The 25038-nt window shown below is 73.9% G+C and carries 18 protein-coding genes, 2 pseudogenes and 1 riboswitch; of the genes and pseudogenes, 15 read left to right on the top strand and 5 right to left on the bottom strand.

All coding sequences use genetic code 11. The features are described from left to right. A pseudogene (locus tag DEH69_RS29035) lies at positions 1-2110 on the top strand (hypothetical protein); the annotation flags it as partial. 57 nt (positions 2111-2167) lie between these two features. On the opposite strand, the pseudogene DEH69_RS29040 reads toward DEH69_RS29035, so the two are convergent. Next, a pseudogene (locus DEH69_RS29040) lies at positions 2168-2416 on the bottom strand (hypothetical protein); the annotation flags it as partial. Positions 2417-2652: 236 nt separating this feature from the next. Here DEH69_RS29040 and DEH69_RS29045 point away from each other — a divergent pair. Continuing rightward, entirely contained in the window at positions 2653-5076 is a 2424-nt protein-coding gene (locus DEH69_RS29045; RefSeq protein ID WP_113689976.1) for a nitrate- and nitrite sensing domain-containing protein, read from the top strand. 29 nt (positions 5077-5105) lie between these two features. Beyond that, a complete protein-coding gene (locus DEH69_RS29050) occupies positions 5106-5534 on the top strand; it encodes a roadblock/LC7 domain-containing protein (protein ID WP_113689977.1) in 429 nt (142 codons plus the stop codon). Positions 5535-5704: 170 nt separating this feature from the next. On the opposite strand, the gene DEH69_RS29055 is transcribed toward DEH69_RS29050, so the two are convergent. Beyond that, on the bottom strand, positions 5705-6421 hold the full coding sequence (locus DEH69_RS29055; protein WP_258535039.1) for a M15 family metallopeptidase: 717 nt from the start codon (positions 6419-6421) through the stop codon (positions 5705-5707). A gap of 167 nt (positions 6422-6588) precedes the next feature. Here DEH69_RS29055 and DEH69_RS29060 point away from each other — a divergent pair, with 167 nt between their 5' ends. Next, positions 6589-8625 carry an acetoacetate--CoA ligase gene (locus DEH69_RS29060; RefSeq protein WP_113689979.1) on the top strand — a complete coding sequence of 679 codons (2037 nt, stop codon included), beginning with the start codon at positions 6589-6591 and terminating at the stop codon, positions 8623-8625. 31 nt (positions 8626-8656) lie between these two features. Continuing rightward, positions 8657-9565: a hypothetical protein gene (locus DEH69_RS29065; RefSeq protein WP_113689980.1), complete on the top strand. Its 909-nt coding sequence runs from the start codon at positions 8657-8659 to the stop codon at positions 9563-9565. 17 nt (positions 9566-9582) lie between these two features. Here DEH69_RS29065 and ptsP read toward each other — a convergent pair whose 3' ends face one another. Then, complete coding sequence (ptsP, locus tag DEH69_RS29070; protein ID WP_113689998.1) at positions 9583-11271, bottom strand: phosphoenolpyruvate--protein phosphotransferase; 1689 nt, start codon at positions 11269-11271, stop codon at positions 9583-9585. Between the two features lie 184 nt (positions 11272-11455). On the opposite strand from ptsP, the gene DEH69_RS29075 reads away from it, so the two are divergent. From DEH69_RS29075 to DEH69_RS29115, 9 genes are all read left to right on the top strand, one after another. After that, positions 11456-12064 carry a CDP-alcohol phosphatidyltransferase family protein gene (locus tag DEH69_RS29075; RefSeq protein WP_113689981.1) on the top strand — a complete coding sequence of 203 codons (609 nt, stop codon included), beginning with the start codon at positions 11456-11458 and terminating at the stop codon, positions 12062-12064. Between the two features lie 137 nt (positions 12065-12201). Further along, on the top strand, positions 12202-14697 hold the full coding sequence (locus DEH69_RS29080) for a mannose-1-phosphate guanyltransferase (RefSeq protein ID WP_113689982.1): 2496 nt from the start codon (positions 12202-12204) through the stop codon (positions 14695-14697). 77 nt (positions 14698-14774) lie between these two features. After that, positions 14775-15647: a DUF881 domain-containing protein gene (locus tag DEH69_RS29085; RefSeq protein ID WP_181727651.1), complete on the top strand. Its 873-nt coding sequence runs from the start codon at positions 14775-14777 to the stop codon at positions 15645-15647. A 59-nt stretch (positions 15648-15706) separates the two neighbouring features. Then, positions 15707-16039 (top strand): small basic family protein, encoded by a 333-nt coding sequence (locus DEH69_RS29090; RefSeq protein ID WP_113689984.1) that lies wholly within the window; start codon positions 15707-15709, stop codon positions 16037-16039. 5 nt (positions 16040-16044) lie between these two features. Continuing rightward, entirely contained in the window at positions 16045-16812 is a 768-nt protein-coding gene (locus tag DEH69_RS29095) for a DUF881 domain-containing protein (protein WP_113689985.1), read from the top strand. Between the two features lie 159 nt (positions 16813-16971). Beyond that, on the top strand, positions 16972-17679 hold the full coding sequence (locus DEH69_RS29100) for an FHA domain-containing protein (protein WP_113689986.1): 708 nt from the start codon (positions 16972-16974) through the stop codon (positions 17677-17679). A 77-nt stretch (positions 17680-17756) separates the two neighbouring features. Further along, positions 17757-18230 carry a bifunctional nuclease family protein gene (locus DEH69_RS29105; protein WP_113689987.1) on the top strand — a complete coding sequence of 158 codons (474 nt, stop codon included), beginning with the start codon at positions 17757-17759 and terminating at the stop codon, positions 18228-18230. A 206-nt stretch (positions 18231-18436) separates the two neighbouring features. After that, positions 18437-18979, top strand: coding sequence for a MerR family transcriptional regulator (locus DEH69_RS29110; RefSeq protein ID WP_309302913.1), 543 nt, complete (start codon positions 18437-18439; stop codon positions 18977-18979). Positions 18980-19032: 53 nt separating this feature from the next. Beyond that, complete coding sequence (locus DEH69_RS29115; protein ID WP_113689989.1) at positions 19033-20460, top strand: DNA polymerase IV; 1428 nt, start codon at positions 19033-19035, stop codon at positions 20458-20460. Here DEH69_RS29115 and DEH69_RS29120 read toward each other — a convergent pair. Further along, positions 20404-20799 carry a PRC-barrel domain-containing protein gene (locus DEH69_RS29120; protein WP_181727650.1) on the bottom strand — a complete coding sequence of 132 codons (396 nt, stop codon included), beginning with the start codon at positions 20797-20799 and terminating at the stop codon, positions 20404-20406. The two genes, DEH69_RS29115 and DEH69_RS29120, sit on opposite strands and share 57 nt — an antisense overlap. A 136-nt stretch (positions 20800-20935) precedes the next feature. Beyond that, positions 20936-21033: riboswitch (glycine riboswitch) on the top strand. Between the two features lie 181 nt (positions 21034-21214). On the opposite strand from DEH69_RS29120, the gene gcvP reads away from it, so the two are divergent. Continuing rightward, on the top strand, positions 21215-24124 hold the full coding sequence (gene gcvP, locus DEH69_RS29125) for an aminomethyl-transferring glycine dehydrogenase (RefSeq protein ID WP_113689991.1): 2910 nt from the start codon (positions 21215-21217) through the stop codon (positions 24122-24124). Between the two features lie 83 nt (positions 24125-24207). Here gcvP and DEH69_RS29130 read toward each other — a convergent pair whose 3' ends face one another. Continuing rightward, entirely contained in the window at positions 24208-24777 is a 570-nt protein-coding gene (locus DEH69_RS29130) for a hypothetical protein (protein WP_113689992.1), read from the bottom strand. Positions 24778-25038: the final 261 nt, after the last annotated feature.

A 25038-nucleotide genomic window follows, 5' to 3' on the forward strand; every position in this document is an offset into this window, starting at 1 on the left:
CGAGGGCGCCGAGGCCGCGGCGGCCGCAGCCGAGGCAGCCGCCCGCCGCCTCACCGACGCGGCCGCCGCCCGCGCCGCCGCCGACGACGCCGCGGCCGAGGCCGCGGCCGCCCGCGACGACCGGCAGGAGGCCGCCCAGCGCGCCCGCCGCTCGGCCGACGCCCTGGCTGGCCTGGCCTCAAGGCTGCGCGAGCGGGCCCATTGGGCCGCCAGGGTCAGGGAGTTGACCGCCGACGCCGCCGAGGCCGAGGCCCGCTCCGCTGCCTGCCTCGACCGCGCCCGCGCCGCGGACGAGGACCACCGCGGCGTCCAGCGCGCGGCCGACGACGCGCGCCGGACCGCGCGCGCCCTGCGCGCCGAGCGCGCCGAGGTCACCGGCGCCCCCGAGGACCCGGGGCCGTCCGCCCCCTCGGGCGCCGAGGCGTCGCTGCCCGCGCTGCGCGAGGCGTACCGCTCGGCCTCCCAGCTCTACGAGAAGGTCGGCGTCGGCGCCGACCTCCGCGCCGAGCAGGCCCGCGCCGAGGGCGACGAGAGCGCCGCCCTGGCCGCGCTCGACCGCCTGAGCAACAAGGTGCGCACGCGCGCCGCCCGCCTCCTCGACGGCACCGAGGGCGCCGACGGCCCGTCCAGGCAGGCCGCGGCCGCCCGCGCCGAGGCCCTGGTCCAGCTGCTCGAGGGCCGCGCGGCCGCCGCGAGCGAGCAGCTGGGGCGGCTGCGCGGCGAGGCCGAGCGGCTGGCCCCCGCCGACGGCGGCGCCCACATCGAGCTGCCCGACGAGCTGGTCCCCGCCGACGCCGAGCGCGCCAGGGAGCTGTGCCGGGCCGCCACCGCCGACGTCGCCGCGCGCGAGGCCGCGCTCCAGGCCGCGCGCGAGACCCATGAGGAGCTGTCGGCCGACCACCGCGCCGCCCAGGAAGGGGCGGGCGGCTTCGAGGAGATCGCCGCGCTCCTGCGCGACCTGCTGCGCGACCCCCCGCCCGGCCGGGCCCCCGCCGAGGGCGAGCCCGAGCCCGCCGAGCCCGCGGCGCCCGAACCCTATGGCGGCACCCTCGCTGAGGCCCGCGAGGCCGCCGCCGCGACCCGCCGCGACCTGCGGTCCCGCGCCGCGGGCCTGGCCGCGGCCGAGGCCGCCGTCAGGGAGGCCGCGGAGCGGCTGGTCCGGCACGCCAACGCCACCAGGTTCGAGCAGGTCCGCACCCCGGCCCGCCAGCAGATCAGGGAGCTGCCCACCGCCGCCCTCCCGGCCCACGCCGCCGCCTGGGCCGAGGCGTTCGCGCCCAGGCTGCGCGTGCTCACCGACGAGCTGGCCCAGTTGGAGCGGAACCGCGACGGCATCGTCGACCGGCTGCGCGGCCTGGTCGAGTCCTCCCTCGACACCCTGCGCTCGGCCCAGCGGCTCTCCCGCCTCCCCGAGGGCCTGGGCGAGTGGTCGGGCCAGGAGTTCCTGCGGATCCGCTTCGACGACCCCGACCAGGCCACCCTCACCGAGCGTCTCGGCGAGGTCGTCGACGAGACGACCCGCGCCGCCGTCAGGAAGAACGCCGACCTGCGCCGTGACGGCATGTCGCTCCTGCTGCGCGGCGTCCACGCGGCCCTCGGCCCGCGCGGCGTCCAGGTCGAGATCCTCAAGCCCGACGCGGTGCTGCGCGCCGAGCGCGTCCCCGTCGGGCAGATGGGCGACGTGTTCTCCGGCGGCCAGCTGCTCACCGCCGCCATCGCGCTGTACTGCACGATGGCCGCCCTCAGGGGGAACGACAGGGGCCGCGACCGCCACCGCCACGCGGGCACGCTGTTCCTCGACAACCCCATCGGCCGCGCCAACGCCACCTATCTCCTGGAGCTGCAACGCGCGGTCGCCGATGCCCTCGGCGTGCAACTGCTGTACACCACGGGCCTGTTCGACACGACGGCGCTCGCGGAGTTCCCGCTGGTGATCCGCCTGAGGAACGACGCGGACCTCCGCGCGGGGCTGAAGTACATCAGCGTCGAGGAGCACCTGCGCCCCGGGCTGCCCGCGCGCGACCAGGCGGCCGAGCCGGTGCACGGCGAGATCACCGCGACCCGCGTCTTCCGCCGCCCTTCCGCCGCCGTCGACGAGCGGGGGGAGTGAAGGGCGAACGACCCGTGGCGACCGGCCCGTTCAGCGGCGGCGGGCCAGCGGCCGCCGCCGCGCCGCGCTGCTCGGCACGGACACCACGCCGTTGCGCTGGAGCCACGCCTGCCGCGTGACCCAGATGTCGAGCACCGCCCAGGTCGCGACGAACGTACTGGCCACCGAGGAGAGCACCATGGGGAACGCGAGCCAGGATCCGGCGAGGGTGCACAGGAGCACCACGACGACCTGGGTCAGCGTCAGTGCGATGATGATGACGGCGCGCACCGCCGCGGTGCGGACCGTGTCAGGTAAGCGGGGTCTCGCGTACACTCCGCCTTCGCTCCCTGTCAGGTGAGATGCGCGGATATGTCCTCCGTCCCCCATGGTAGAACGCCTTGCGGACCGGGGCAGGACGCACGAGGATGAGCGGCCCGTCGAGTCAACTCCAGGCAATCCCCGGGTGATAGGCGAGCGCGCGCCCGACCGGTAGTAGGCTCGCGCTGCCGGACGGTGTCGGTGACCGCCGCCGACTCGCCGGGAGAACCCAAGGGGAGGGCATGCGCTTTCGCGGCACATCGGTGCGACGCAGGACGGCGGCCCTGATGCTGGTGCCCCTGCTGTCGCTCGTGTCGGTCTGGGCGGTGTCGACGTTCATCACCGTGTCCGACGCCCGCTCCGCCCTCGCCGCCTCCGACGCGGCCGACTTCCTGACCGGGCCCACGCAGGGCGTGATCGGCGCGGTGCAGGCCGAGCGCCGCCAGTCGCTGCTTCGCCTCGGGGACCCGCGCAGGGCCGAGGAGTTGAGCCGCCTTGAGGATCTGCGGGCCGCCACCGACGACGCCATGGCCGCGCTCAGGGACGCGGCGGGCAGGGGCGGCGGGGACCTGGGCGGCACGGGCCGCGAGCGCCTCGACGCGCTGTTCGCGGCGCTTGACGACCTGGACCAGCTGCGCGACCAGGTCGACAGCAACACCATTGACCGCACCGACCTCCTGGACGCCTACGGCGGCGTGACCGCCCCAGGGCTCGGCCTCCTCGCCGTCCTCCCCCCCGGCGCGGGAGCGGACAACGACCGGCAATCCCGCGCCGTCGTCGGCCTCGCCCAGGCCCGCGAGCACCTGTCCCAGGAGGACGCGCTCGTGGCGGGCGCCCTCGCCGCTGGCGTGGTCACCACATCGGAGCTGCGCGCGATCGACACCAGGATCGTCAGGCGCGAGGCGGCGTACGAGACGTTCCTGCCCGACCTCCCCGTCGACGACCGGCAGGCGCACGAGAGCTTCTGGGACAGCGGCCGCGGGCGCATCCTGGCCACCACGGAGGAGAGCCTGCTCGAGGGCGGCGCACCCGTCGTTCCCGCCGACCACTGGGCCGACGCGGCCACCGGCGCCCTCGACATGCTGGGCGACCTGGCCGACGAGGCCAGGGACGCGGCCGATGAGGACACCGGGCCCGCCGTGACCGGAGCCGTGTGGCGGGCCGTCCTGGTGGGCGGCGTCGGCCTGGTGGCCGTGGCCGTCTCCGCGGTCGTCGCGCTGCGCGTCGGGCGCGGCCTCGGCCGGGACCTCCAGGCCCTCTCGCGCGAGGCCAGGGACGCCGCCGAGCTGCGGCTCCCCGGCGTGATGCGGCGGCTCGACGCCGGCGAGCACGTGGACGTGGAGACCGAGGCGCCGCGCCTGGAGTACCCGCCCGACGAGGTCGGCGAGATCGGCCGCGCCCTCAACACCCTTCAGCGCGAGGCCGTTTCCGCCGCCGTCGAGCGAGCGGAGACGCGCCGCGGCGTCTCCGAGGTGTTCGTCAACCTCGCCCGCCGCAACCAGGTGCTGCTGCACCGTCAGCTCGGCCTGCTCGAGGCGTTGGAGCGCCGCACCGAGACCGACGACGAGCTGACCGACCTCGTCCGCGCCGACCACATCGCCACGCGCATGCGGCGGCACGCGGAGGGCCTTGTCATCCTCTCGGGCGCCGCCCCCGCGCGGCAGTGGCGCAAGCCCGAGCAGCTGATGGACGTCGTCAGGGCGGCCGTCGACGAGGTCGAGGACTACGAGCGCGTCGAGATCCACCGGCTGCCCCCGCTGGCCGTCGCCGGGGGAGCGGTCGCCGACCTGGCCCATCTCGTCGCCGAACTCCTGGAGAACGCCACGGTGTTCTCCCCGCCGCACACCGCCGTGCAGGTCACGGGCGAGCGCGTCCCGCACGGCTTCACCCTTGAGATACACGACCGCGGCCTCGGCATGACCGCGGAGGCGCTGCGCGAGGCCAACCAACGGCTCGCCGAGACGCCCGAGTTCGAGCTGTCGCACACCGACAGGATCGGCCTGTTCGTCGTCTCGCGCCTCGCCGACCGGCACGGCATACGCGTCGCGCTCAGGGACTCGCCCTACGGCGGCACCACCGCCGTCACCCTGATCCCGGGCGAGCTGCTCACCGAGACCGCCGAGGAGCCGCCCGAGCGCGAGCGGCTGCCGCGCTCCCCGCACCGCCCCGCGCTCCTGCACGGCCCGATGGACGGCCCGGTCGAGCTGGAGGCCCCGGTCGGCCCCGACGACCCCGACCCGTCGGCCGAGCCGCCCGTCGAGCACACCGCGGCGCGGGAGCCCGACCCCCTCACCCCGCTTCCCCGGCTGCCCCAGCGCCGGGCCTCGCCCGTGCTGGTCGCCGACCACGGCCGCACGGTCGGCCCACCGCCCGAGCCCGAACAGGAGGCGCGCGGACCGGCCCGCCACCGGCAGCAGCGCCCTGGGCCCGAGGGCACCACGGGCGCGGGGCTGCCACGCCGCGCCCGGCACGCGGCCCCCGCCGCCCCCGCGGGGCCCGCCGCCTCCGTTCCGGCTCCCGGCTCCACCCGGGAGGCCGAAGCACCACCCGAGCTCGACGCCGAGCAGGTGCGGTCCCGCATGGCCGCCCTGCAACGCGGCTGGCGGCTCGGCCGTCAGCAGAGCGATCCGGACGGGGACAACACCCCGCCCCAGGGCCGCCCTTAAGAGATCCAGATCACCGTAAGGCAGGACCGATGACCGCACCGGAGGCCGGGAGCCCGCAGGAGAGCAGGCAGGTCGGAGCACTTCTGGACGAGCTGGTCACGCGCGTGCCCAGCATTCGCCACGCCCTCGTCCTGGCGGCCGACGGGCTGCCACGCGGCGCCTCGCGCTCGCTGAGCAGGGAGGACGGCGAGCAGTTGGCGGCGGTGGCCTCCGGCTTCCACAGCCTGGCCAGAGGCGTCGGACAGCACTTCGAGACGGGCTCGGCCCGGCAGACCCTCGTCGAGCTCGACGACGCGTTCCTGCTGGTCGCCGCGGCCGGGGCGGGCAGCGCGCTGGCCGTCTTCGCCGAGTCGGACGCCGACATTGGCACGGTCGCCTACGAGATGACGCTCCTGGTGCAGCGCTTCGGCCCGTCCCTGTCCACCGCGCCGCGCACCATTCCGGGTAACGGGCTCTGACCGGTCGTTAGTTCTCGGGTCCGCCGCGCTCGTGTCGCGAACAGGTGACAACACCGGCGGGGCGCGAACCGTCAGCCGCCCCGTCACGTCGATGAGGGTGACGGCGGCGGCCCGGGACCGACGGGGGTGGCTCCGGATCGCCGTCGTCCCGCGCGCCGGGGCGGCACGGGTCAACGGCCTTTGGAGAGCGCGCCCTTGTCCACAGGGAAGTCGAACTGCCGCCGCGGGAAGGGCTCGTCTTCCAGCGCGAAGTGCCACCACTCGGTGTCCACCGGCGCGAAGCCCTCGGCGGTGAGCGCCGCGCGCAGCACGGCGCGCGCCTCTTGCTGCTCGTCGCCCACGTCCCGCGACGAGGGGGCAGAGCGCGGGTCGAAGAAGTCGAAGCCCGTCCCCATGTCGACCTGGCGGCCCGAGCGCCGCACGAGCGTGACGTCCACGGTGCTGCCGCGGCTGTGCCCCGAGCGTTCGGCGAGATAGCCCTCTTCGAACAGCCGGTCCTTGGGCACGTTCGGGTAGAACTCCTCGCGCCGCCCCGTGGCATCCGGGTCGTCCGCCCAGCGCAGGAACGACTCCACGGCCCGCCGCGGCCGGTAGCAGTCGTACACCAGCAGCCCGAACCCCCGCTCGCCCAGCGCCCGGTGCGCGCGGCGCAGCGCCAACGCGGCATCGCGCGTGAGGAGGCACACCGGCTCGCGGTAGCCGTCCACCACGCGCCCCGTGAAGTTGTCGCGCGTGGCGTAGCGGATTTCCTGCCGGATGCCGGGGGCGACGTCGGCGAGGTCGACGAACGCGTCGGGTGCCCTGGCCCCGGCCGCCGCGGGCGCCCCCGACGCGGCGAGCCCGCCCAGCAGCGCGACCAGCCAGAGAGCTGCGGTGAGGCGGCGCACATACCCACTCCTACCAGGGGCCCGCCGCCCCCGCAGGCGCTCACGCCCTGGCGGCCCGGCGTTCGGGTGGCGCGGCCTCCGCGGGGGCCCCGCGCCACCCTGGTGCGCGCCCGCGTCTGGTGGCATCGTCTGCTCAGCCGTGCCACGCGTACCCGCCGGGAGGCGCCATGACCGTTCCCACGTCCGCACCGCCGTCCGCCCCCGAGCCGCTGTGGCGGCCCTCGGTGCGACGGGCCTCCGCCGCGCGGCTGACCCGCTTCCACGCCTGGGCCGCCGAGCGGCACGGCGCGCCCGCGCCCTTCGACGGCGACGAGGCGGCGAGCTACGCGGCGCTGCACGGCTGGTCGGTGACGGATCTCGAGGCGTTCTGGCGGGCGGTCGCCGAGTGGTTCGACGTCCGCTTCGCCACGCCGTACCGGGCGGTGCTCGGCGCGCGGACGATGCCGGGCGCCGAGTGGTTCCCCGGCGCGACCCTCAACTACGCGGAGCACGCCCTGCGCGCGGGCGAGGACCCGGCGCGCGCCGACGAGCCCGCGCTGCTCGCGGTGGACGAGCGCCACGAGCCCGAGCCGATCAGCTGGGCCGAGCTGCGCCGCCGCGTCGGCTCGCTCGCCGCGGCGCTGCGCGAGCTCGGCGTGCGGCCTGGCGACCGGGTCAGCGGCTATCTGCCCAACATCCCCGAGGCCGTCGTCGCGCTGCTCGCCACCGCGGCGGTGGGCGCGGTGTGGACGTCGTGCGCCCCCGACTTCGGCGCGCGCAGCGTCCTCGACCGGGTCCAACAGGTGGAGCCCGTCGTGCTGTTCGCCGTCGACGGCTACCGCTACGGCGGAAAGGTCCACGAGCGCGCCGCCACCGTCGCCGAGCTGCGCGAGGGGCTGCCCACGCTGCGGGCCACGGTGCACATCCCGCTGCTCGGCTCGGCCGCGCCCGACGGCGCGCTTGAGTGGGCGGCGCTGACCGGCTCCGACGTCGAGCCGGAGTTCGAACAGGTGCCGTTCGACCACCCGCTGTGGGTGCTGTACTCCTCCGGCACCACCGGGCTGCCCAAGGCGCTGGTGCAGTCCCAGGGCGGCATCCTGCTCGAACACCTCAAGCAGATCGGCCTGCACTGCGACCTCGGCCCCGGCGACCGGCTGTTCTGGTACACCTCCACCGGCTGGATGATGTGGAACTTCCTGGTCTCGGCGCTGCTGACGGGCACCACCGCGGTGCTCTACGACGGCAGCCCCGGCCATCCGGACACCGGGGCGCAGTGGCGCGTCGCCGAGCGGTCGCGCGCCACCCTGTTCGGCACGTCGGCCGCGTATGTCATGGCCTGCGCCAAGGCGGAGGTCCACCCGCGGCGCGACGCCGACCTGTCCGCGACCCGCTGCGTGGCCACCACGGGCTCGCCGCTGCCGCCCGACGGGTTCCGCTGGCTGCACGACGAGGTCGGCGAGGACCTGTGGATCGCCTCGGTCAGCGGCGGCACGGACGTGTGCAGCTGCTTCGCTGGCGCCGTGCCCACGCTCCCGGTCTGGACGGGGGAGTTGCAGGCCCCGGGGCTCGGCACCGACCTGCGCGCCTTCGGGCCCGACGGCACCCCCCTGGTCGACGAGGTGGGCGAGCTCGTGGTGACCGCGCCCATGCCGTCGATGCCGATCTCCTTCTGGAACGACCCCGAGGGACGCCGTTACCACGACAGCTACTTCGACATGTTCCCCGGCGTGTGGCGGCACGGCGACTGGACGACCCTCACCTCGCGCGGCACGGTCGTCATCCACGGCCGCTCGGACTCCACGCTCAACCGGCAGGGCGTGCGGATGGGTTCGGCCGACATCTACGAGGCCGTCGAACGGCTGCCCGAGATCAGGGAGTCGCTGGTCATCGGCGTCGAGGAGCCGGACGGCGGCTACTGGATGCCGCTGTTCGTCGCGCTCGCCGACGGCACGGCGCTGGACGACGGGCTGCGCTCCAGGATCCGCTCCGCCATCAAGTCCGCGCTCTCCCCGCGCCATGTGCCCGACGAGATCATCGAGATCCCCGGCGTCCCGCACACGTTGACGGGCAAGCGCCTCGAAGTGCCCGTCAAACGCCTCCTCCAGGGCGCCGCGCTCACCTCGGCGGTCAACCCGGGCTCGGTCGACGACCCCAGGCTGCTCGGCTTTTTCGAGAAGCTGGCCGCCGAGCGGGCCGCTGTCAGTGGCGGTGACTACTCTCGGTGATCGAACGCTTTCGATCCGTCGAGGGGGAGTCATGGCACACACCACGGGGCGCGCGTCGCGGCGCGCGGCCGCCTTGCTGGGGGAGTCGGCAGGCACGGTCGCGGTCATCGCCGACGAGGCCGCGTTCGCGCTGATGCGCCGGTACGGCAGCTTCCGGTTCACCGACCATCCCAGCTATCTGCGGCGCACCGAGGCGCTGCTGCGCGCGCTGGCCCGCCGTCACGGTCACACCAGTGTGGCCCTGTTCGACCCGGTCGGCTTCGCCGAGTTCTGCGAGCGGGAGCGCCTCGGGCCCGACAGCCCGGCCGCCCGCGCGCGGTACACCGCGGAGATCGCCGCGCGCGGCCCGACGGTGGCCTACGACGGGCAGCCGCTCGACCTGCTGGTCCCCGAGCTGCTCGCCGAGCACATGCGGTGGGAGACGTGGGAGGTGGGCACGGATCTGCTGGCCGCGGCCGGGCCCTGCCCCCGCTGTGGCGCCCCGCAGTCGCGCTGCGCCTTCAGACGGGCTGCCGGGCTGCTGGCCGCGGCGCTCGAGTGGGTCCCGCCGGGGACGCACCACCTGGTGTGCAGCCTGATCACCGAGCCTGGCCCGCTGACCGCCTCGGTGCGCGCGGTGCGCGGCGCGGACGGCTCGCTGGAGATGGCCGAGCCCGAGGCGCTGGTGCTCTGCACGCTCCTCGGCGTTGGCCTGGCGACGGGCGATCCGGGCGGCGTGGTGCTGCGTTCGGCCGCGGATCCGGAAGCCGAGCCGCCGCACCGGGGCGAGGAGGTCCGCGGCTGGAGCGTGCGGGACGGGCGGCTGATCCCGCTGACCGAGGGCGGCGTGTTCGCGGCGTACTGCACGGATCTGTTCACGGGCGAGCCCGTTCCGCCCGAGCACGGCGTGGCCTACCGCGCGGCGCCCGCCCTGCCGCCCGCCGACTGCCAGGGGCCATGAGCCGCGGCCCCGGGGGCTCACTCCCCGGAGAGCACGGCGAGGGCCGCGGCGCGCGCGTCGTCCGCGCTGTCCGCGGCCCGCGCGGCGGCGGCCGCGCGCCCGCACTGCGCGCGGGTGTGCCGCGCCAGCGTGGCCCTGACCCCGGGGATCGCGGAGGCTCCCATGGAGAGGCTGGTGACGCCGAGTCCGGTGAGCACACAGGCGAGCGTGGGGTCGGCCGCGGCCTCGCCGCACACCCCGCAGCCCTTGCCCTCCGCCGCCGCGGCCTCGGCGGCGGCCGCCACCAGGTCGAGCAGCGCGGGCTGCCACGGGTCCTGGAGCCGGGCGACGGCCCCCAGCTGCCGATCGGCCGCGAACGCGTACTGCGCCAGGTCGTTGGTCCCGATCGAGAGGAACGCCACCTCCCTCAGCAGCGCGCGGGCCCGCAGCGCCGCGGCGGGGATCTCCACCATGGCGCCGCACTCGGCGCGCAGCCCCGCGGCCCGGCACGCGGCGGCGAACGCCCCCGCCTCCGCCCGGTCGGCGACCATCGGCGCCATCACCTCGGCGCGGACGGGCAGCCCCTCGGCCGCGGAGGCCAGCGCGCGCAGCTGCGTGTCCAGGATGTCGGGGCGTTCGAGCAGGGCGCGCAGGCCGCGCACGCCCAGCGCGGGGTTGGGCTCATCGGCGCTCCGAAGGAAGGGGAGGGGCTTGTCGGCGCCCGCGTCCAGCACGCGCACCACGACGCGCCCCTCGGGGAACGCCTCGAACACCTGGCGGTACGCGGCCCGTTGCGTCTCCTCGTCCGGTGGCTCGGCCCCCGCGGGTCCCCCGGCGCCCTCGGGCCCGACGTAGAGGAGCTCCGTGCGGAAGAGCCCCACGCCCTCGGCGCCCGCGTCGAGGGCGGCGGGCACGTCGGCGGGGCCGCCGATGTTCGCCAGCAGCGGCACCCGGTGGCCGTCCGATGTGGCGCCAGGGCCCGCGACGGGGGCCGCGGCCCTCCGGTCGGCCGCGGTCCTGGTCATCGCCGCGCGCTCCTCGGCGCCCGGGTTCACCACGACCTCGCCCGTCCCGCCGTCGAGCGCCACCACCGCGCCCTCGGCCAGGTCCTCGGCGCCCGCGAGCGCCACCACGGCGGGCACGCCCATGGAGCGGGCCAGGATCGCGCTGTGGCTGGTCGGCCCGCCCTCCTGGGTGATGAAGCCAAGCACCAGCGAGGGATCGAGCAGGGCGGTGTCCGCGGGGGCGAGGTCGCGCGCGACCAGGACATAGGGCTCGTCGCTGTCCGGCACGCCGGGCACGGGGACGCCGAGCAGCCTGGCGACGATCCGGTTGCGCACGTCGTCGAGGTCGGCGACCCGGCCCGCGAGGTATTCCCCCGCGCCCGCCAGGAGCGCGCGATACGCGGCGAACGCGTCGCTCACCGCTCGCTCCGCCGTGGCGCCCACGCCGATCCGGCGCGCCACGTCGGCCATCAGCTCGGGGTCACGGGCCATCAGCGCCTGGGCCTCGAGCACCGCCTGGGCCTCGCCGCCCGCCAGGGTGCCCCTGGCCACCAGGTCGGCGCCGACGGCCTCGGCCGCCCGCTGGGCCCGGCCCAGCTCGTGCGGCGCCTCGCGCGCCGAGGTCTGCCCGGCGGGCGGCTCGAGCACGGCCGTGCCAAGATGCCTGACCTCGCCGATCGCCACGCCGTGGCTGACGCCGACACCGCGGAGCCTGATCCCCATGTCACCCGCCTCGGCCCGCCACGTTCGGGCGGTGAACCACATCAAAGCGTAGGCGATCGCCCCACTTCCCCCCACGTCCCGCCCCGCCCCCTGACCCGGACGACCGACCGGGGGAGCGGGCCCGCGCGGCCGGTAGAGTCAGCAGCGCACAGCGCCGGTACGGGGTGAGTAGGAGGGCGTCCGGGTGGAGGTCCAGGAGACAGACATTCAGACGGACCGGATCCTCACCATCCCCAACCTCCTGAGCATGGCTCGCCTTCTCGGCGTCCCCGTCTTCCTGTGGCTGGTGCTCTCCCCGGTCTTCGACGGCCCCGACCTGGACGGCTGGGCGCTGCTCGTCCTCGCGGCCAGCGGCGTCAGCGACTACCTGGACGGCAAGCTCGCCCGCCGCTGGAACCAGATCAGCGCCCTTGGCCGCATCCTCGACCCGGCCGCCGACCGCCTCTACATCCTGTCCACGCTGGTCGGCCTGACGTGGCGCGACATCCTGCCGCTGTGGCTGACCGCGCTGCTGCTCGCCCGTGAGCTGATGCTGCTGGTCACCGTCTGGCGCCTGGACAGGGCGGGTTATGCCCCTCCGCAGGTGAACTTCCTCGGCAAGGCGGCCACTTTCAACCTGATGTACGCGTTCCCGTTGCTCCTGCTCAGTGAGGGAAGTGGCTGGGTGCCTTCTCTCGCTGCTATTTTCGGATGGGCGTTCGCTGGCTGGGGTACAGCGCTCTACTGGTGGGCAGGGATCCTCTACGTGGTCCAGGTCCGCCGTATCCTCGCGGCGGATGCCACGGCCGACTGAGCTCGCCCTGGCAGCGTCGCAGGGGCTTGGAGCCCGCATGTGTCGCACTTTTCCGGGGAGAGCCACCCCGGGCCCGGGCCCCTCCAGACGGGCGCAGTCGGAGTGACTGTCGACTCCCCAAGGAGGACACTTCCGATATGAAGGCCGTCGTAATGGCTGGTGGCGAAGGCACCCGGCTTCGCCCGATGACCGCGAGCATGCCCAAGCCGCTGCTGCCCGTGGCAAACCGCCCGATCATGGAGCATGTGCTCCGGCTGCTGAAGCGGCACGGGCTCACCGAGACCGTCGTCACGGTTCAATTCCTCGCCTCCCTCGTCAAGAACTATTTCGGTGACGGTGAGGAACTCGGGATGGATCTCACCTACGCCCATGAAGAAAAGCCTCTGGGCACGGCCGGAAGTGTGAAGAACGCCGAGGACGCACTCAAGAACGACTCATTCCTGGTGATCTCGGGGGACGCGCTCACCGACTTCGACCTCACCGACCTGATCCGCTACCACCGGGAGCGCGGCGCGCTGGTCACGGTCTGCCTGACCAGGGTGCCCAACCCCCTGGAGTTCGGCATCACCATCGTCGACGAGGACGGCCGCGTCGACCGGTTCCTGGAGAAGCCCACCTGGGGACAGGTGTTCTCCGACACCGTCAACACCGGCATCTATGTGATGGAGCCCGAGGTCTTCGACTATGTCGAGCCCGACGTTCCCGTCGACTGGTCCGGCGATGTCTTCCCGCGCCTGATGAAGGAGGGGAAGCCGGTCTTCGGCTATGTCGCCGAGGGTTATTGGGAGGATGTCGGCACCCATGAGAGCTATGTCAAGGCGCAGGCCGACGTTCTCGAAGGAAAGGTCGACGTCGAAATCGACGGCTTCGAGATCTCACCCGGCGTCTGGATCGCCGAGGGGGCCGAGGTCCACCCCGACGCGAAGCTCCGTGGCCCGCTGTACATCGGCGACTACGCCAAGGTAGAGGGCGGCGCGGAAATCCGCGAACACACCGTCATCGGCTCCAACGTCGTGGTGAAGTCGGACGCGTTCCTGCACAAGGCCGTGGTCCATGACAACGTTTACATCGGGCCGCAGACCAATCTGCGCGGCTGCGTCATCGGCAAGAACACCGACGTGATGCGCGCCGCGCGCATCGAGGACGGCGCCGTCATCGGCGACGAATGCCTCGTCGGCGAGGAGTCGATCGTCCAGGGAAACGTGCGCGTCTACCCGTTCAAGACGATCGAGGCGGGCGCGTTCGTCAACACCTCGGTCATCTGGGAGTCCCGAGGCCAGGCCAACCTGTTCGGCGCGCGCGGCGTCTCCGGCATCCTCAACGTCGAGATCACCCCCGAGCTGGCCGTCAGGCTCGCTAGCGCCTACGCCACCACCCTCAAGAAGGGATCCACGGTCACCACGGCGCGCGACCACTCCAGGGGCGCGCGCGCCCTCAAACGCGCCGTCATCTCCGCGCTCCAGGCCAGCGCCATCGACGTGCGCGACCTGGAGAACGTCCCGCTGCCCGTGGCCCGCCAGCAGACCGCGCGGGGCAGCGCGGGCGGCGTGATGATCCGTACGACCCCCGGCGTCCCCGACTCCGTCGACATCATGTTCTTCGACGAGCGCGGGGCCGACCTCTCCCAGGGCGGACAGCGCAAGCTCGACCGCGTCTACGCCCGCCAGGAGTACCGCCGCGCCTTCCCCGGCGAGATCGGCGATCTCCGTTTCCCGGCAAGCGTCTTCGACGGCTACACCGGCTCGGTGCTGCGCGACGTCGACACCACGGGGGTGGCCGAGTCCGGACTGAAGATCGTCGTGGACGCCGCCAACGGCAGCGCGGGTCTCGTGCTGCCCAGCCTCCTGGGCCGCCTCGGCGTCGACGCCCTCACCATCAACCCCGGGCTCGACGAGGCCAGGCCCACCGAGACCGCGGACGTCCGCCGCGCCGGGCTCGTCCGCCTCGGCGAGATCGTCGCGTCGGCCCGCGCCGCCTTCGGCGTCAGGTTCGACCCGGTGGGCGAACGCCTCGCGCTGGTCGACGAGCGCGGCCGCATCATCGAGGACCAGCGGGCCCTGCTGGTGATGCTCGACCTGGTGGCCGCCGAGCGCCGCAGCGGGAGGGTCGCGCTGCCGGTCACCACCACCCGCATCGCCGAGCAGGTCGCCGCCTACCACGGCACCCAGGTGGAGTGGACGACCACCTCGCCCGACGACCTGACCCGGGTCGCCCACAAGGAGGGCTCGGTCTTCGGCGGCGACGGCCAAGGGGCGTTCATCATCCCGGAGTTCTCCTCCGTCTTCGACGCGACGGCGGCGTTCGCCCGGCTGGTCGGGCTGGTCGCCCGCACCCAGCTGTCCCTCTCCCAGATCGACGCCCGCATCCCCCGCGCCCACGTGGTCAGCCGCGACGTCGTGACCCCCTGGGCGATCAAGGGCCTGGTGATGCGCCGCGTGGTCGAGGCCGCGGGCGACCGCTCCGTGGACACCACCGACGGCGTGCGCGTCGTCGAGCCCGACGGCAGGTGGGTCCTGGTCCTGCCCGACCCGGCCGAGGCCGTCACCCACCTGTGGGCCGAGGGCCCGGACGACGCGGCCGCCCAGGAGTTGCTGGACGAGTGGTCGAGCGTGGTCGACAGCGCCGACCGCTGACCCCGCACGCCGCCAGGCCCTCGCCCAAGCGCCTTGCCACCGGGGTCGGTTCGGTCTTCTGAGTGACGCGTGCGACGATGTGCGCCATGCCACAGCAGGAGCCCGGACCGCGCCCCACCGCGCGCCCCGACGCCTCCATGTCGCTGCTGACCACCCTCATGAGCACGACACTTGACGAGGGCTACGCCGAGGCCGCGGCCAGGCGGCGAGCCGAAGGCCGGTCAGACCTGCCGCGCACGCTGCGCGCCAGGCTCTGGCTGGCCACGGGCCTCGTGCTGGCCGCGCTCGTCGTCACCCTGGGCGCCGCGCAGGCCCGCGAGTCGGCGCCCACCCTCGCCCGCGAGCGCTCGGAGCTGCTCGACCGGGTCGACGCGGGCACCGCCGCCGTCGACGCCCTGCACGACGACGTGGACGAGCTGCGCGCCGAGGTCGCCGCCCTGCGCCGCGAGGCCCTGGGCGGCGCGGGCGCCGAGGGCGCCGAGCTCGCCGCCCTGCTGGCGGGCGCGACGCCCGTGACCGGCCCCGGGATCGAGCTCACCGTGGACGACGCCGAAGGCGCCACGGGGACCCCGGGGGATCCGCGCGACAGCGGCGCGTTCGACGCGGGCCGCGTGCGCGACCGCGACCTGCAACGCGTCGTCAACGGCCTGTGGCACTCGGGCGCCGAGGCGATCGCCGTCAACGGGCAGCGGCTCACCGCGCTCTCCGCGATCCGCGCCGCGGGCGACGCCGTCCTGGTCGACAACCGCCCGCTCGCCCCGCCCTACTCCGTCCTGGCCGTGGGCCCCGGCGACGACCTGGCCGCCGCGTTCGCCCGGAGCGACGGAGGGCGCCACCTGGCGGCGCTGCGGGACCGTTACGGCATCAGGGCGGGCACGGACGCGCGCGACGAGGTGGCGCTGCCCGCCGCACCAGGGCTCACCCCGCGCGTGGCAAGACCCGCGGCCTGACGCCGCCGCAGCGCCCCCCGGGCCCAAGTCCCCAAGGGAAACAGGAGAGAGAGCCCCCAGTGATCGCCGTCGCCGGACTCGTCATCGGAGTCGTGGTAGGAATCCTCACCCGCCCGGTGGTGCCCACCGGCGTGGAGCCCTATCTGCCCATCGCCGTCGTCGCCGCACTCGACGCGGTCTTCGGCGGCCTGAGGGCGCTGCTCGACGGGATCTTCGACGACCGGGTGTTCGTGGTGTCGTTCCTCTCGAACGTCACGGTGGCGGCGCTGATCGTCTTCCTCGGCGACGAGCTCGGCGTCGGCGCCCAGCTCTCGACCGGCGTGGTCGTGGTGATCGGCATCCGCATCTTCTCCAACGCCGCCGCGATACGCCGGCACGTCTTCGGGGCCTGAGGCCGATGACCGACGAGCCGATGGCCGACGAGCCGGAGAGCACCCCCGCACCCGCCACGGGAAGGGCCGCGCTGCGGGCCGCCCTGTGGCCGCCGCGCGCCGGACGCGGCCAACTGCTCGTCGCGCTCCTGCTGTTCGTGCTCGGGCTCGGCCTGGCCATCCAGGTGCGCGCCGCGGGCAGCGACGACACCGCGCTGCGCGGCGCCCGCCGGGAGGACCTGGTGCGGATCCTGAGCGACCTCGAGGACCGCACCGACCGCCTCGAGGACGAGAAGGCGGGCCTCGAGGACCAGCGCACGGAGCTGGAGACCAGCTCGGACCAGGCCGAGGAGGCCAGGCGCCAGACCGAGGAGCGCGAGCGTCAGCTGGGCATCCTGGCGGGCACGGTGGCGGCCCAGGGCCCGGGCATCACCCTGCGTATCGACGACCCGCGAAGCGCCGTGGAGGCGGATATGCTGCTCGACGTCGTTCAGGAGCTGCGCGCGGCCGGCGCCGAGGCCATCCAGATCAACGACGTGCGCGTCGTCGCCGCCACCGCCCTCGTGGACGACAACGGCGGCGTGCGCGTGGACGACCTGCGGGTCGGGGCGCCGTTCGAGATCAGGGCGATAGGCCGCCCCCAGGATCTCGAGCCCGCGCTCAACATCCCAGGGGGAGTGGTGCAGGCGCTGGAGAGCGAGCGGGCCGAGGTCGTCGTCGAGCGGCCGGAGACGGTGACGATCGACGCCTTGCGATCGGCGGAGCAGCCTGACTACGCTCAGTCGTCATCGTGACCGCGCTGGATGTCACGGGGGTGCCACACCCCCCGGGGTGTCAGGTGAGGGAAACTGAACGGGGGCCGTGGACGTTGTCGAGACGTCCGTCACGGCCGGTGAGAGAGAATGGACCGCCCCGTCCCACGACGGGCCGGCCTAGGTGCGAGGGGATCGCTGGTGAGCTTTTTCGCTAGATTGTTCGGCAGGCGTCAGAGCGGCATGCACAGTGCCGCACGGCCCCGCGCCCGCCAGCAAGGCGAGCCAGCGTCGGCGGCCGGCGCGGAGCCTGGCCGTCCGTTGTTCCGCGACGAGGTGTCATCCCCCGGCGACATAGGCTCCCAGGGCGGTGGCTCCGCGACGGTGACGTGTTCGCGCTGCGGCCACCGGTCCCCCGCGACCAGCCGTTTCTGCTCGAACTGCGGCAATGGCCTGCGCCCGGGGCTCGAGGGATCGTCGGAGACCACGTCCACGATCTCCATCTCGGGCCTCGAGGCGTACGAGGCCGAGATCACGGGCCAGCACCCCGCCCCCGCGCTCTCCCCCGAGGCGCAGGCCGCGGTCGAGGCGCTGCCGCCGGGCTCCGCGCTGCTCATCGTTCGCCGAGGGCCGAATTCCGGCAGCAGGTTCCTGCTCGACGGCGAGGTGACCACCGCGGGCCGCCACCCGCACAGCGACATCTTCCTCGACGACGTGACCGTGTCCCGGCGCCATGTGGAGTTCAGGCGGCAGCCGGACGGAGGCTTCACGGTGAGCGATATCGGCAGCCTGAACGGCACCTATGTCAATCGCGAGCCCATCGAGCAGACGACCGTCCTGGGGAACGGCGACGAGGTCCAGATCGGCAAGTACAGGCTGGTCTTCTTCGCCAGCAGGCAGGGATTCTGAGTCGTCGGGCGGCGCCCGGGCGTCGCGCGGCCGAGCTCGACTATCCAAATGCACCGGGCACCGCCTAGGGTTGCTGTGTGAATCAGCTCGACGTCGTGGGCGTACGGGTGGAAATGCCCAACAATCAGCCCATCGTGCTCCTCCGTGAAGTCGGCGGTGATCGCTATCTCCCGATCTGGATCGGGCCGGGAGAGGCGACCGCCATCGCGTTCGCCCAGCAGGGCATGACCCCTGCCCGGCCGTTGACGCACGATCTCTTCAAGAACGTGCTGGAAGCGGTGGGGCAGGAGCTCAGCGCGGTGCGGATCACCGACCTGCGCGACGGGGTGTTCTATGCCGAGCTCGTGTTCGCCAGCGGTGTGGAGGTCAGTGCCCGCCCGTCCGACGCCATAGCCCTCGCCCTCCGTGTGGGCACGCCGATCTACGGCAGCGATGCCGTGCTCGACGACGTGGGGATCATCATCCCGGACGAGCAGGAGGACGAGGTGGAACGGTTCCGCGAATTCCTTGACCAGATCTCCCCCGAGGACTTCGGCACGAGCAGCCAGTAACGGCGCGTGGCGATCGTTGACGCGCTGAGGGTGGATGCCTAGCGTCGATGGGGCATGTCTTGGGAGGAGCGCTGTGTGCGTGCTCATCGTGACAGCCGGTGAGCGACGAAGGCACGGTAGGGGCATGCGGAACGGAGGCCGGCGTGACAGGTAACGGCGACAGCAGAGCGGTCGGCGGGTTGTCCGCCCTCCCGGGGGCACCTCAGGTGGCCGGTGCGGGGCCGCGGCAGTCCGTCGGGGCCCAGGGGCGCGGAGCGCCCGAACAGCTCGGCTATCGGGGCCCGAGCGCCTGTGCCGCCGTCGGCATCACCTACCGCCAGCTGGACTACTGGGCCCGCACCGGGCTCGTCCAGCCGAGCGTCCGCCCGGCCCATGGCTCGGGCACCCAGCGGCTCTACAGCTTCCGCGACGTGCTCGTTCTCAAGATCGTCAAGCGGCTGCTCGACGCGGGGGTCTCCCTCCAGAGCATCCGCACCGCGGTGCGCGCCCTGTGCGCCGTCGACCTCGCCGAGCTGTCTACCATGACGCTGATGAGCGACGGCGCTACCGTCTACCGCTGCGCGTCCCCCGAGGAGCTGGCCGAGCTGCTGCGCGGCGGCCGTGGCGTCTTCGGGATCGCGGTCGGCGCGGTCTGGGCCGATGTGGAGAGCGCGCTGGCGCAGCTCCAGGCCGAGCGCCTCGACACCGGCGAGGCACTGCCCGCCACCCACCCGTCGGACGAGCTGGCCCGCAGGCGCCGCGGCATCTGATCCCACGGCGCGGGCCGCCCCCGTTGTCAGACCCGTGGGGCACCATCGGTGGGGTGAGAGGTCAGCCCACGGTTCTGCACCTCGACATGGACGCCTTCTACGCCTCGGTCGAGCAGGCGGCCAAGCCGAGCCTGCGCGGCAAGCCCGTCATCGTCGGCGGTCTCGGCCCGCGCGGGGTGGTCGCCACCGCGTCGTACGAGGCGCGGCGCTTCGGAGTCCACTCGGCGATGCCCATGGCCCAGGCCAGGCGGCTGGCCCCGCACGCCGCGTGCCTCGTGCCGCGCTTCGGGGTCTACCGGGGGATCAGCGAGACGGTGATGCGGCTGCTGGCCGAGCTGTCGCCGCTGGTGGAGCCGTTGAGCCTGGACGAGGCGTTCGTCGACCTGGCGGCGGGCGACCCCGGCGCCGCGACGGCCGATGAGGCGCTGCGCGTCGGCACGCTGCTGCGGGCCCGGATCAGGGCGGCCACGGGGCTCACCGGCTCGGTGGGCCTCGCCGGGTCCAAGATGCTGGCCAAGATCGCCTCCGAGCGGGCCAAGCCCGACGGCCTGGAGCTGATCCCGCCGGGCAGCGAGCGCGACCTGCTGGCCCCGCTTCCGGTGCGCACCCTGCCGGGGGTGGGCCCGGCCACCGCCGAGACGCTGCGCAGGGCCGGGATCGGGACGATCGGCGAGACGCTGCGGGCCGGGGAGGACGAGCTGCTGCGGCTGCTGGGGAAGGCGCATGGCGCCTCGGTGTTCGCGATGGCCTCGGGCGTCGACGAGCGGCCCGTGGTGGCCGACCGTGACACCAAGTCGGTCTCGGTCGAGGACACCTTCGACGTGGATGTGACCGACCGGGCGCGCGTGCGGTTCGAGGTGGCCAGGCTCGCCGACCGCTGCGCGCGGCGGCTGCGGGAGGCGGGCAGGTCGGGGCGGACGGTGGTGCTCAAGGTGCGGCGTTACGACTTCACCACGCTCACTCGCTCGGAGACCCTGCGGGGCCCGACGGACGACCCGGCCGTGGTGCGTGAGGCGGCCGCGCGGCTGCTCGACCTCGTCGACACGACCGAGGGGGTCAGGCTACTCGGGGTGGGCGTCAGCGGGCTCGCGGACTTCACACAGGAGGACCTGTTCGCCCAGGCCGCCCAGGCCGCCCAGGCCGCGGGGCCCGCCGAGCCGTCGTCCGGGCCGTCGCCCGGGCCGTCGTCCGAGCTGACGCCCGCGCCGGGGGAAGGGCGGGCCGTGGCGCGTTCATGGCTTCCCGGGCTTGATGTGGCGCATGCCCGCCTCGGCCCTGGCTGGGTCCAGGGCAGCGGGCTCGGGCGCGTCACCGTCCGCTTCGAGCGGCCGGATTCGACGCCGGGGCCCGTGCGGACGTTCTCCGTGGACGACCCCGAGCTCGCGCCGGGGGAGCCCCTGCCGCTGGTGCGGGGCGGCGAGGGCTCAGGCGTCATCGTCGGTCCCGGGAGCGGCGAGCCGCCCGAAGTCCCTGTCGGGTGAGAGCGCGGGATCCACCGGGCCACCGCGCGGCACGTCGAGCCCGTAGTGGTGGTAGAGCTGGAGCTCCTGCTCGGGGGAGAGATGGCGGCCCACGCCGAAGTCGGGGGCGTCCTTGATCAGCGACCTGGCGAACGGGACGCGCAGCGCCTCGTCGACCACCTCGCTCGGCTCGAGCGGCACGAACGCGTCCCTGCTGAAGAGCCCCGTGCGCACCGCCGCCCATTCGGGTGTCCCGGTGGCGTCGTCGAGATAGACCTCGTCCACCGTGCCGATCTTGTTGCCATCGCGGTCGAACGCCTTGCGGCCGATCAGACTGCGGGGGTCGATGTCGGTCTGCACGCTTCCTCCAACTGATCGCCACTGTTCGCCGAGTGCCCCGGTATGACCTACGTAAGAGCAGATTGCGTGGGCTGGCCAGTCGAGTGGCGGCCAGGATCCCGCCGGAAGGACCGCTGGTAGGCTCGAATGCGGTTGACGACCTCATGCGGGAGAGTCCCGGCGCCCCAAGGGCCCGGGCGCCGAAGGAGCAAATCCTCCCCGGAATCTCTCAGGCACCCGTACCGCGTGAGTCAGGCCACTCTGGAAAGCAGGGCGGTGGCGGGGCAGCGCCCCTTCGCCGCCCTCACCGACGGTGCAAGCCATGGCACGCCAGTGCCGCGGCGAAGCTCTCAGGTCGACATGACAGAGGGGGAGGCCCGTCAGGCACGGCCGCCTGACGCCCCCGCAGGTCGCCGCGACCAGGAGGAGCCTCCCGATGACTACCGACCACACCCCGTTGGCCGCCCTCGAACAGGGCACGCCGTTCTCCGCCCGGCACATCGGGCCCGATGCGGCCGACCAGGCGAAGATGCTCGCCTACGTCGGCTTCGGCTCGCTCGACGAGCTGACCGCCGCCGCGGTGCCCGAGGCCATCAGGACCAGCGAGGCGCTGCTGCTGCCCGAGGCCAGGGACGAGGCGGGCGTGCTGGCCGAGCTGCGCGCGCTCGCCTCGCGCAACACCGTGCTGCACTCCATGATCGGCTTGGGGTACCACGGCACCTTCACGCCGCCGGTCATCCTGCGGAACGTCATGGAGAACCCCTCCTGGTACACCGCGTACACGCCCTACCAGCCGGAGATCTCCCAGGGCCGCCTTGAGGCGCTGCTCAACTTCCAGACGGTCGTGGCGGATCTGACCGGGCTGCCGACGGCGGGTGCTTCGCTGCTCGACGAGGGGACGGCAGCGGCCGAGGCGATGGCGCTCGCGCGGCGCGTCGGCAAGGTCAGGGACGGCGTCTTCCTGGTCGACGCCGACTGCCTGCCGCAGACGATCGCCGTCGTCAGGACCCGTGCCGAGCCGACCGGCGTCCCCGTCGTGGTGGCCGACCTGAGCGAGGGTATCCCCGTCGAGGCCGCCGAGCGCGGCGTCTTCGGCGTGCTGATCCAGTACCCGGGCGCCTCGGGCGCCGTGCGCGACCCGCGCGCGCTCATCGAGGAGGCGCACGCCCTGGGCGCGGTGGTGACCGTGGCCGCCGACCTGCTCGCGCTCACGCTGCTGACCTCGCCCGGCGACCTCGGCGCCGACATCGCGGTCGGCTCGAGCCAGCGTTTCGGCGTGCCGATGGGCTTCGGTGGCCCGCACGCGGGGTTCATGTCCGTCCGCGACGCCTACGCCCGCAGCCTGCCGGGCCGCCTGGTCGGCGTCTCGCGCGACGCGGCGGGCGCCCCTGCCTACCGGCTGGCCCTCCAGACCAGGGAGCAGCACATCAGGCGGGAGCGCGCCACGAGCAACATTTGCACCGCGCAGGTGCTGCTCGCCGTGATGGCCGGGATGTACGCCGTCTACCACGGGCCCGAGGGGCTGACCGCCATCGCCCGCCGCGTGCACCGCTACGCCGTCCTGGTGGCCGCTGGGCTGCGGGACGGGGGCGTTGAGCTGGCGCACGAGGAGTTCTTCGACACGGTCACCGCGCGGGTGCCGGGCAGGGCCGCGGCCGTGGTGGCCACCGCGCGCGACATGGGGGTCAACCTCAGGCTCACTGACGACGACCATGTGGGCATCTCCTGCGACGAGTTGACCGGGCGCGCCCAACTGGCCGCGGTGTGGGCGGCGTTCGGCGTGGCGGGGGACGCGTTCGGCATCGAGGCGCTGGACGCCAGGACCCCCGACGCGCTGCCCGAAGGGCTGCTGCGCGCCGACGAGTTCCTGAGCCACCCGGTCTTCCACCGGCACCGCTCGGAGACGGCGATGCTGCGCTATCTGCGGCGCCTGGCCGACAAGGACTACGCGCTCGACCGCGGCATGATCCCGCTCGGCTCGTGCACCATGAAGCTCAACGCCGCGGTCGAGATGGAGCCGGTCACCTGGCCCGAGTTCGCCGCGCTCCACCCGTTCGTGCCCGCCGACCAGGCCGAGGGGTATCTGGCGCTCATCCGCGAGCTCGAGGAGCGCCTTGCCGAGATCACCGGCTACGACAGCGTCTCGCTCCAGCCCAACGCCGGGTCCCAGGGCGAGCTTGCCGGGCTGCTCGCCGTGCGCGCTTACCACAGGGCGGCGGGCCAGCCGCGGCGCACCGTGTGCCTCATCCCCTCGTCCGCGCACGGCACCAACGCCGCGAGCGCCGTGATGGCGGGAATGCGGGTCGTGGTCGTGGCCACGGGCGAGAACGGCGACGTGGACGCCGACGACCTGCGGGCGAAGATCGAGAAGCACCGCGATGAGCTGGCCGTGCTCATGGTCACCTACCCCTCGACCCACGGGGTGTTCGAGGAGGACATCGCCGGGATCTGCGCCGCCGTGCACGACGCGGGCGGTCAGGTGTACGTGGACGGCGCCAACCTCAACGCGCTGGTGGGTCTTGCCAGGCCGGGCAGGTTCGGCGCAGACGTCTCGCACCTGAACCTGCACAAGACGTTCTGCATCCCGCACGGCGGCGGCGGCCCCGGCGTGGGTCCCGTGGCCGTGCGCGCCCACCTCGCGCCCTATCTGCCGGGCCACCCGCTGCGGCCCTCGCCCGCCGACGGCACCACGGGCGCGGTCTCGGCCGCGCCGTGGGGGTCGGCTGGGATCCTGCCCATCTCGTGGGCCTATCTGCGGCTGATGGGCGCGTCGGGGCTGCGCCGCGCGACCCAGGTCGCGGTGCTGGGCGCCAACTACGTCGCCAAGCGGCTCGAGCCGCACTTCCCCGTGCTCTACACGGGCCCTGGCGGGCTGGTGGCGCACGAGTGCGTCATCGACGTCAGGCCGCTGACCCGGGCGACCGGCGTCACGATCGACGACGTCGCCAAGCGGCTGATCGACTACGGGTTCCACGCGCCGACGATGTCGTTCCCTGTCGCCGGAACGCTCATGATCGAGCCCACGGAGAGCGAGGATCTCGCCGAACTCGACCGTTTCTGCGACGCGATGATCGCGATTCGCCGCGAGATCGACCGGGTCGGCTCGGGGGAGTGGCCGAAGGACGACAACCCCCTGGTCAACGCCCCCCACACGGCCGCCCAGCTGAGCGGCGAGTGGGCCCACCCGTACAGCCGCGAGGAGGCCGTGTTCCCCGCGGGCGGCGGTCAGGCCGACGGCCAGGGCGGCACGGGGAAGTACTGGCCGCCGGTGCGGCGCGTCGACGGGGCGTTCGGCGACCGGAACCTGGTCTGCTCGTGTCCGCCGGTGGCCGAGTACGCGGGCTGAGCGACGGGTCGCCCCCGCGCGGGGGCCGGTGGTGCCGGGACCGGTTCGCGCCGTTGCGGGCCGGCCCCGGACGTCCGGTCTGGTCAGCTCGCCAGGCCGAGCGGCGCGACCCTGCGCGTGAGCAGGGGCAGCAGGGCGTCCGTGCGGACCGCGCGCTCCGCGGCGATGCCGGGCGGCGCGGGCGCGAGCGGCATCAGCAGGTCATCGGGCAGGGGGCTGCCGGACTCGGGGTCGGCCCCGAGGTCCGCGTGCAGCCACAGCGTGAGCATGTACAGCTCGGGAACGGACAGCAGCCGGGGCTGGTAGGGCGCGGGCAGGGACTCGGCCAGCAGCATGGCCCGCTCCGTGGAGGCGATGAACGGACCCTCGGTGACGTGCGAGAACGCCCACCCGTCCGCGGTGAGCATCGTCTCGGCGGCGCCGACGGGGCGCCCGTCGCGGGCCAGCAGGAAGCGCCAGCCGGTGAGCCGGGCCTCGGGGGGTTCGGTCGTGCCGGTCACCGGGGCCAGCCGGTGCACGGGGAGGGGAAGGACCGGATCCAGGTCCCCCCGTTCCAGGCGCAGCGGGTGCGGTGACCTGACGGTGGGCGAGTGCAGCGCCGTACGTACGCTGCGCGTCGCGGCGGCGGGTGCCGTCGGTATGAACAGGGGCATGATGGGTCGCCTCTCGCTTCGGAGTAGGTCGCCTCTTGTATGGGGAGACACGCCGGCGAAGAGTTTATACGGGGGATGTTCTCCCTACGTTTCAAGTAGCTGACCTATGAGGTAACGGCAAGAGGGAAAACAGGCCGCCAAGGCGCCAAGAAATCACCAAGGATGCGGCAATTATTCCCCGGGAATATGCCGTCGATGGAGGTGAGCGCCGCGCGGGGCATGCGTGCCACCCCCGTCACGTGGGCAGGATCGAGCCCGTGA

Source organism: Streptomyces sp. PT12 (assembly GCF_003311645.1).
In the GTDB taxonomy this organism is placed as follows: domain Bacteria; phylum Actinomycetota; class Actinomycetes; order Streptomycetales; family Streptomycetaceae; genus Streptomyces.

What these genes read in the sequence shown, in the direction of transcription:
- DEH69_RS29045 (WP_113689976.1), top strand. Translation starts at nt 2,653, where the DNA reads ATGCGCTTTCGCGGCACATCGGTGCGACGCAGGACGGCGGCCCTGATG.
- DEH69_RS29050 (WP_113689977.1), top strand. Translation starts at nt 5,106, where the DNA reads ATGACCGCACCGGAGGCCGGGAGCCCGCAGGAGAGCAGGCAGGTCGGA.
- DEH69_RS29060 (WP_113689979.1), top strand. Translation starts at nt 6,589, where the DNA reads ATGACCGTTCCCACGTCCGCACCGCCGTCCGCCCCCGAGCCGCTGTGG.
- DEH69_RS29065 (WP_113689980.1), top strand. Translation starts at nt 8,657, where the DNA reads ATGGCACACACCACGGGGCGCGCGTCGCGGCGCGCGGCCGCCTTGCTG.
- ptsP (WP_113689998.1), bottom strand. Translation starts at nt 11,271, where the DNA reads ATGGGGATCAGGCTCCGCGGTGTCGGCGTCAGCCACGGCGTGGCGATC.
- DEH69_RS29080 (WP_113689982.1), top strand. Translation starts at nt 12,202, where the DNA reads ATGAAGGCCGTCGTAATGGCTGGTGGCGAAGGCACCCGGCTTCGCCCG.
- DEH69_RS29085 (WP_181727651.1), top strand. Translation starts at nt 14,775, where the DNA reads ATGTGCGCCATGCCACAGCAGGAGCCCGGACCGCGCCCCACCGCGCGC.
- DEH69_RS29095 (WP_113689985.1), top strand. Translation starts at nt 16,045, where the DNA reads ATGACCGACGAGCCGATGGCCGACGAGCCGGAGAGCACCCCCGCACCC.
- gcvP (WP_113689991.1), top strand. Translation starts at nt 21,215, where the DNA reads ATGACTACCGACCACACCCCGTTGGCCGCCCTCGAACAGGGCACGCCG.
- DEH69_RS29130 (WP_113689992.1), bottom strand. Translation starts at nt 24,777, where the DNA reads ATGCCCCTGTTCATACCGACGGCACCCGCCGCCGCGACGCGCAGCGTA.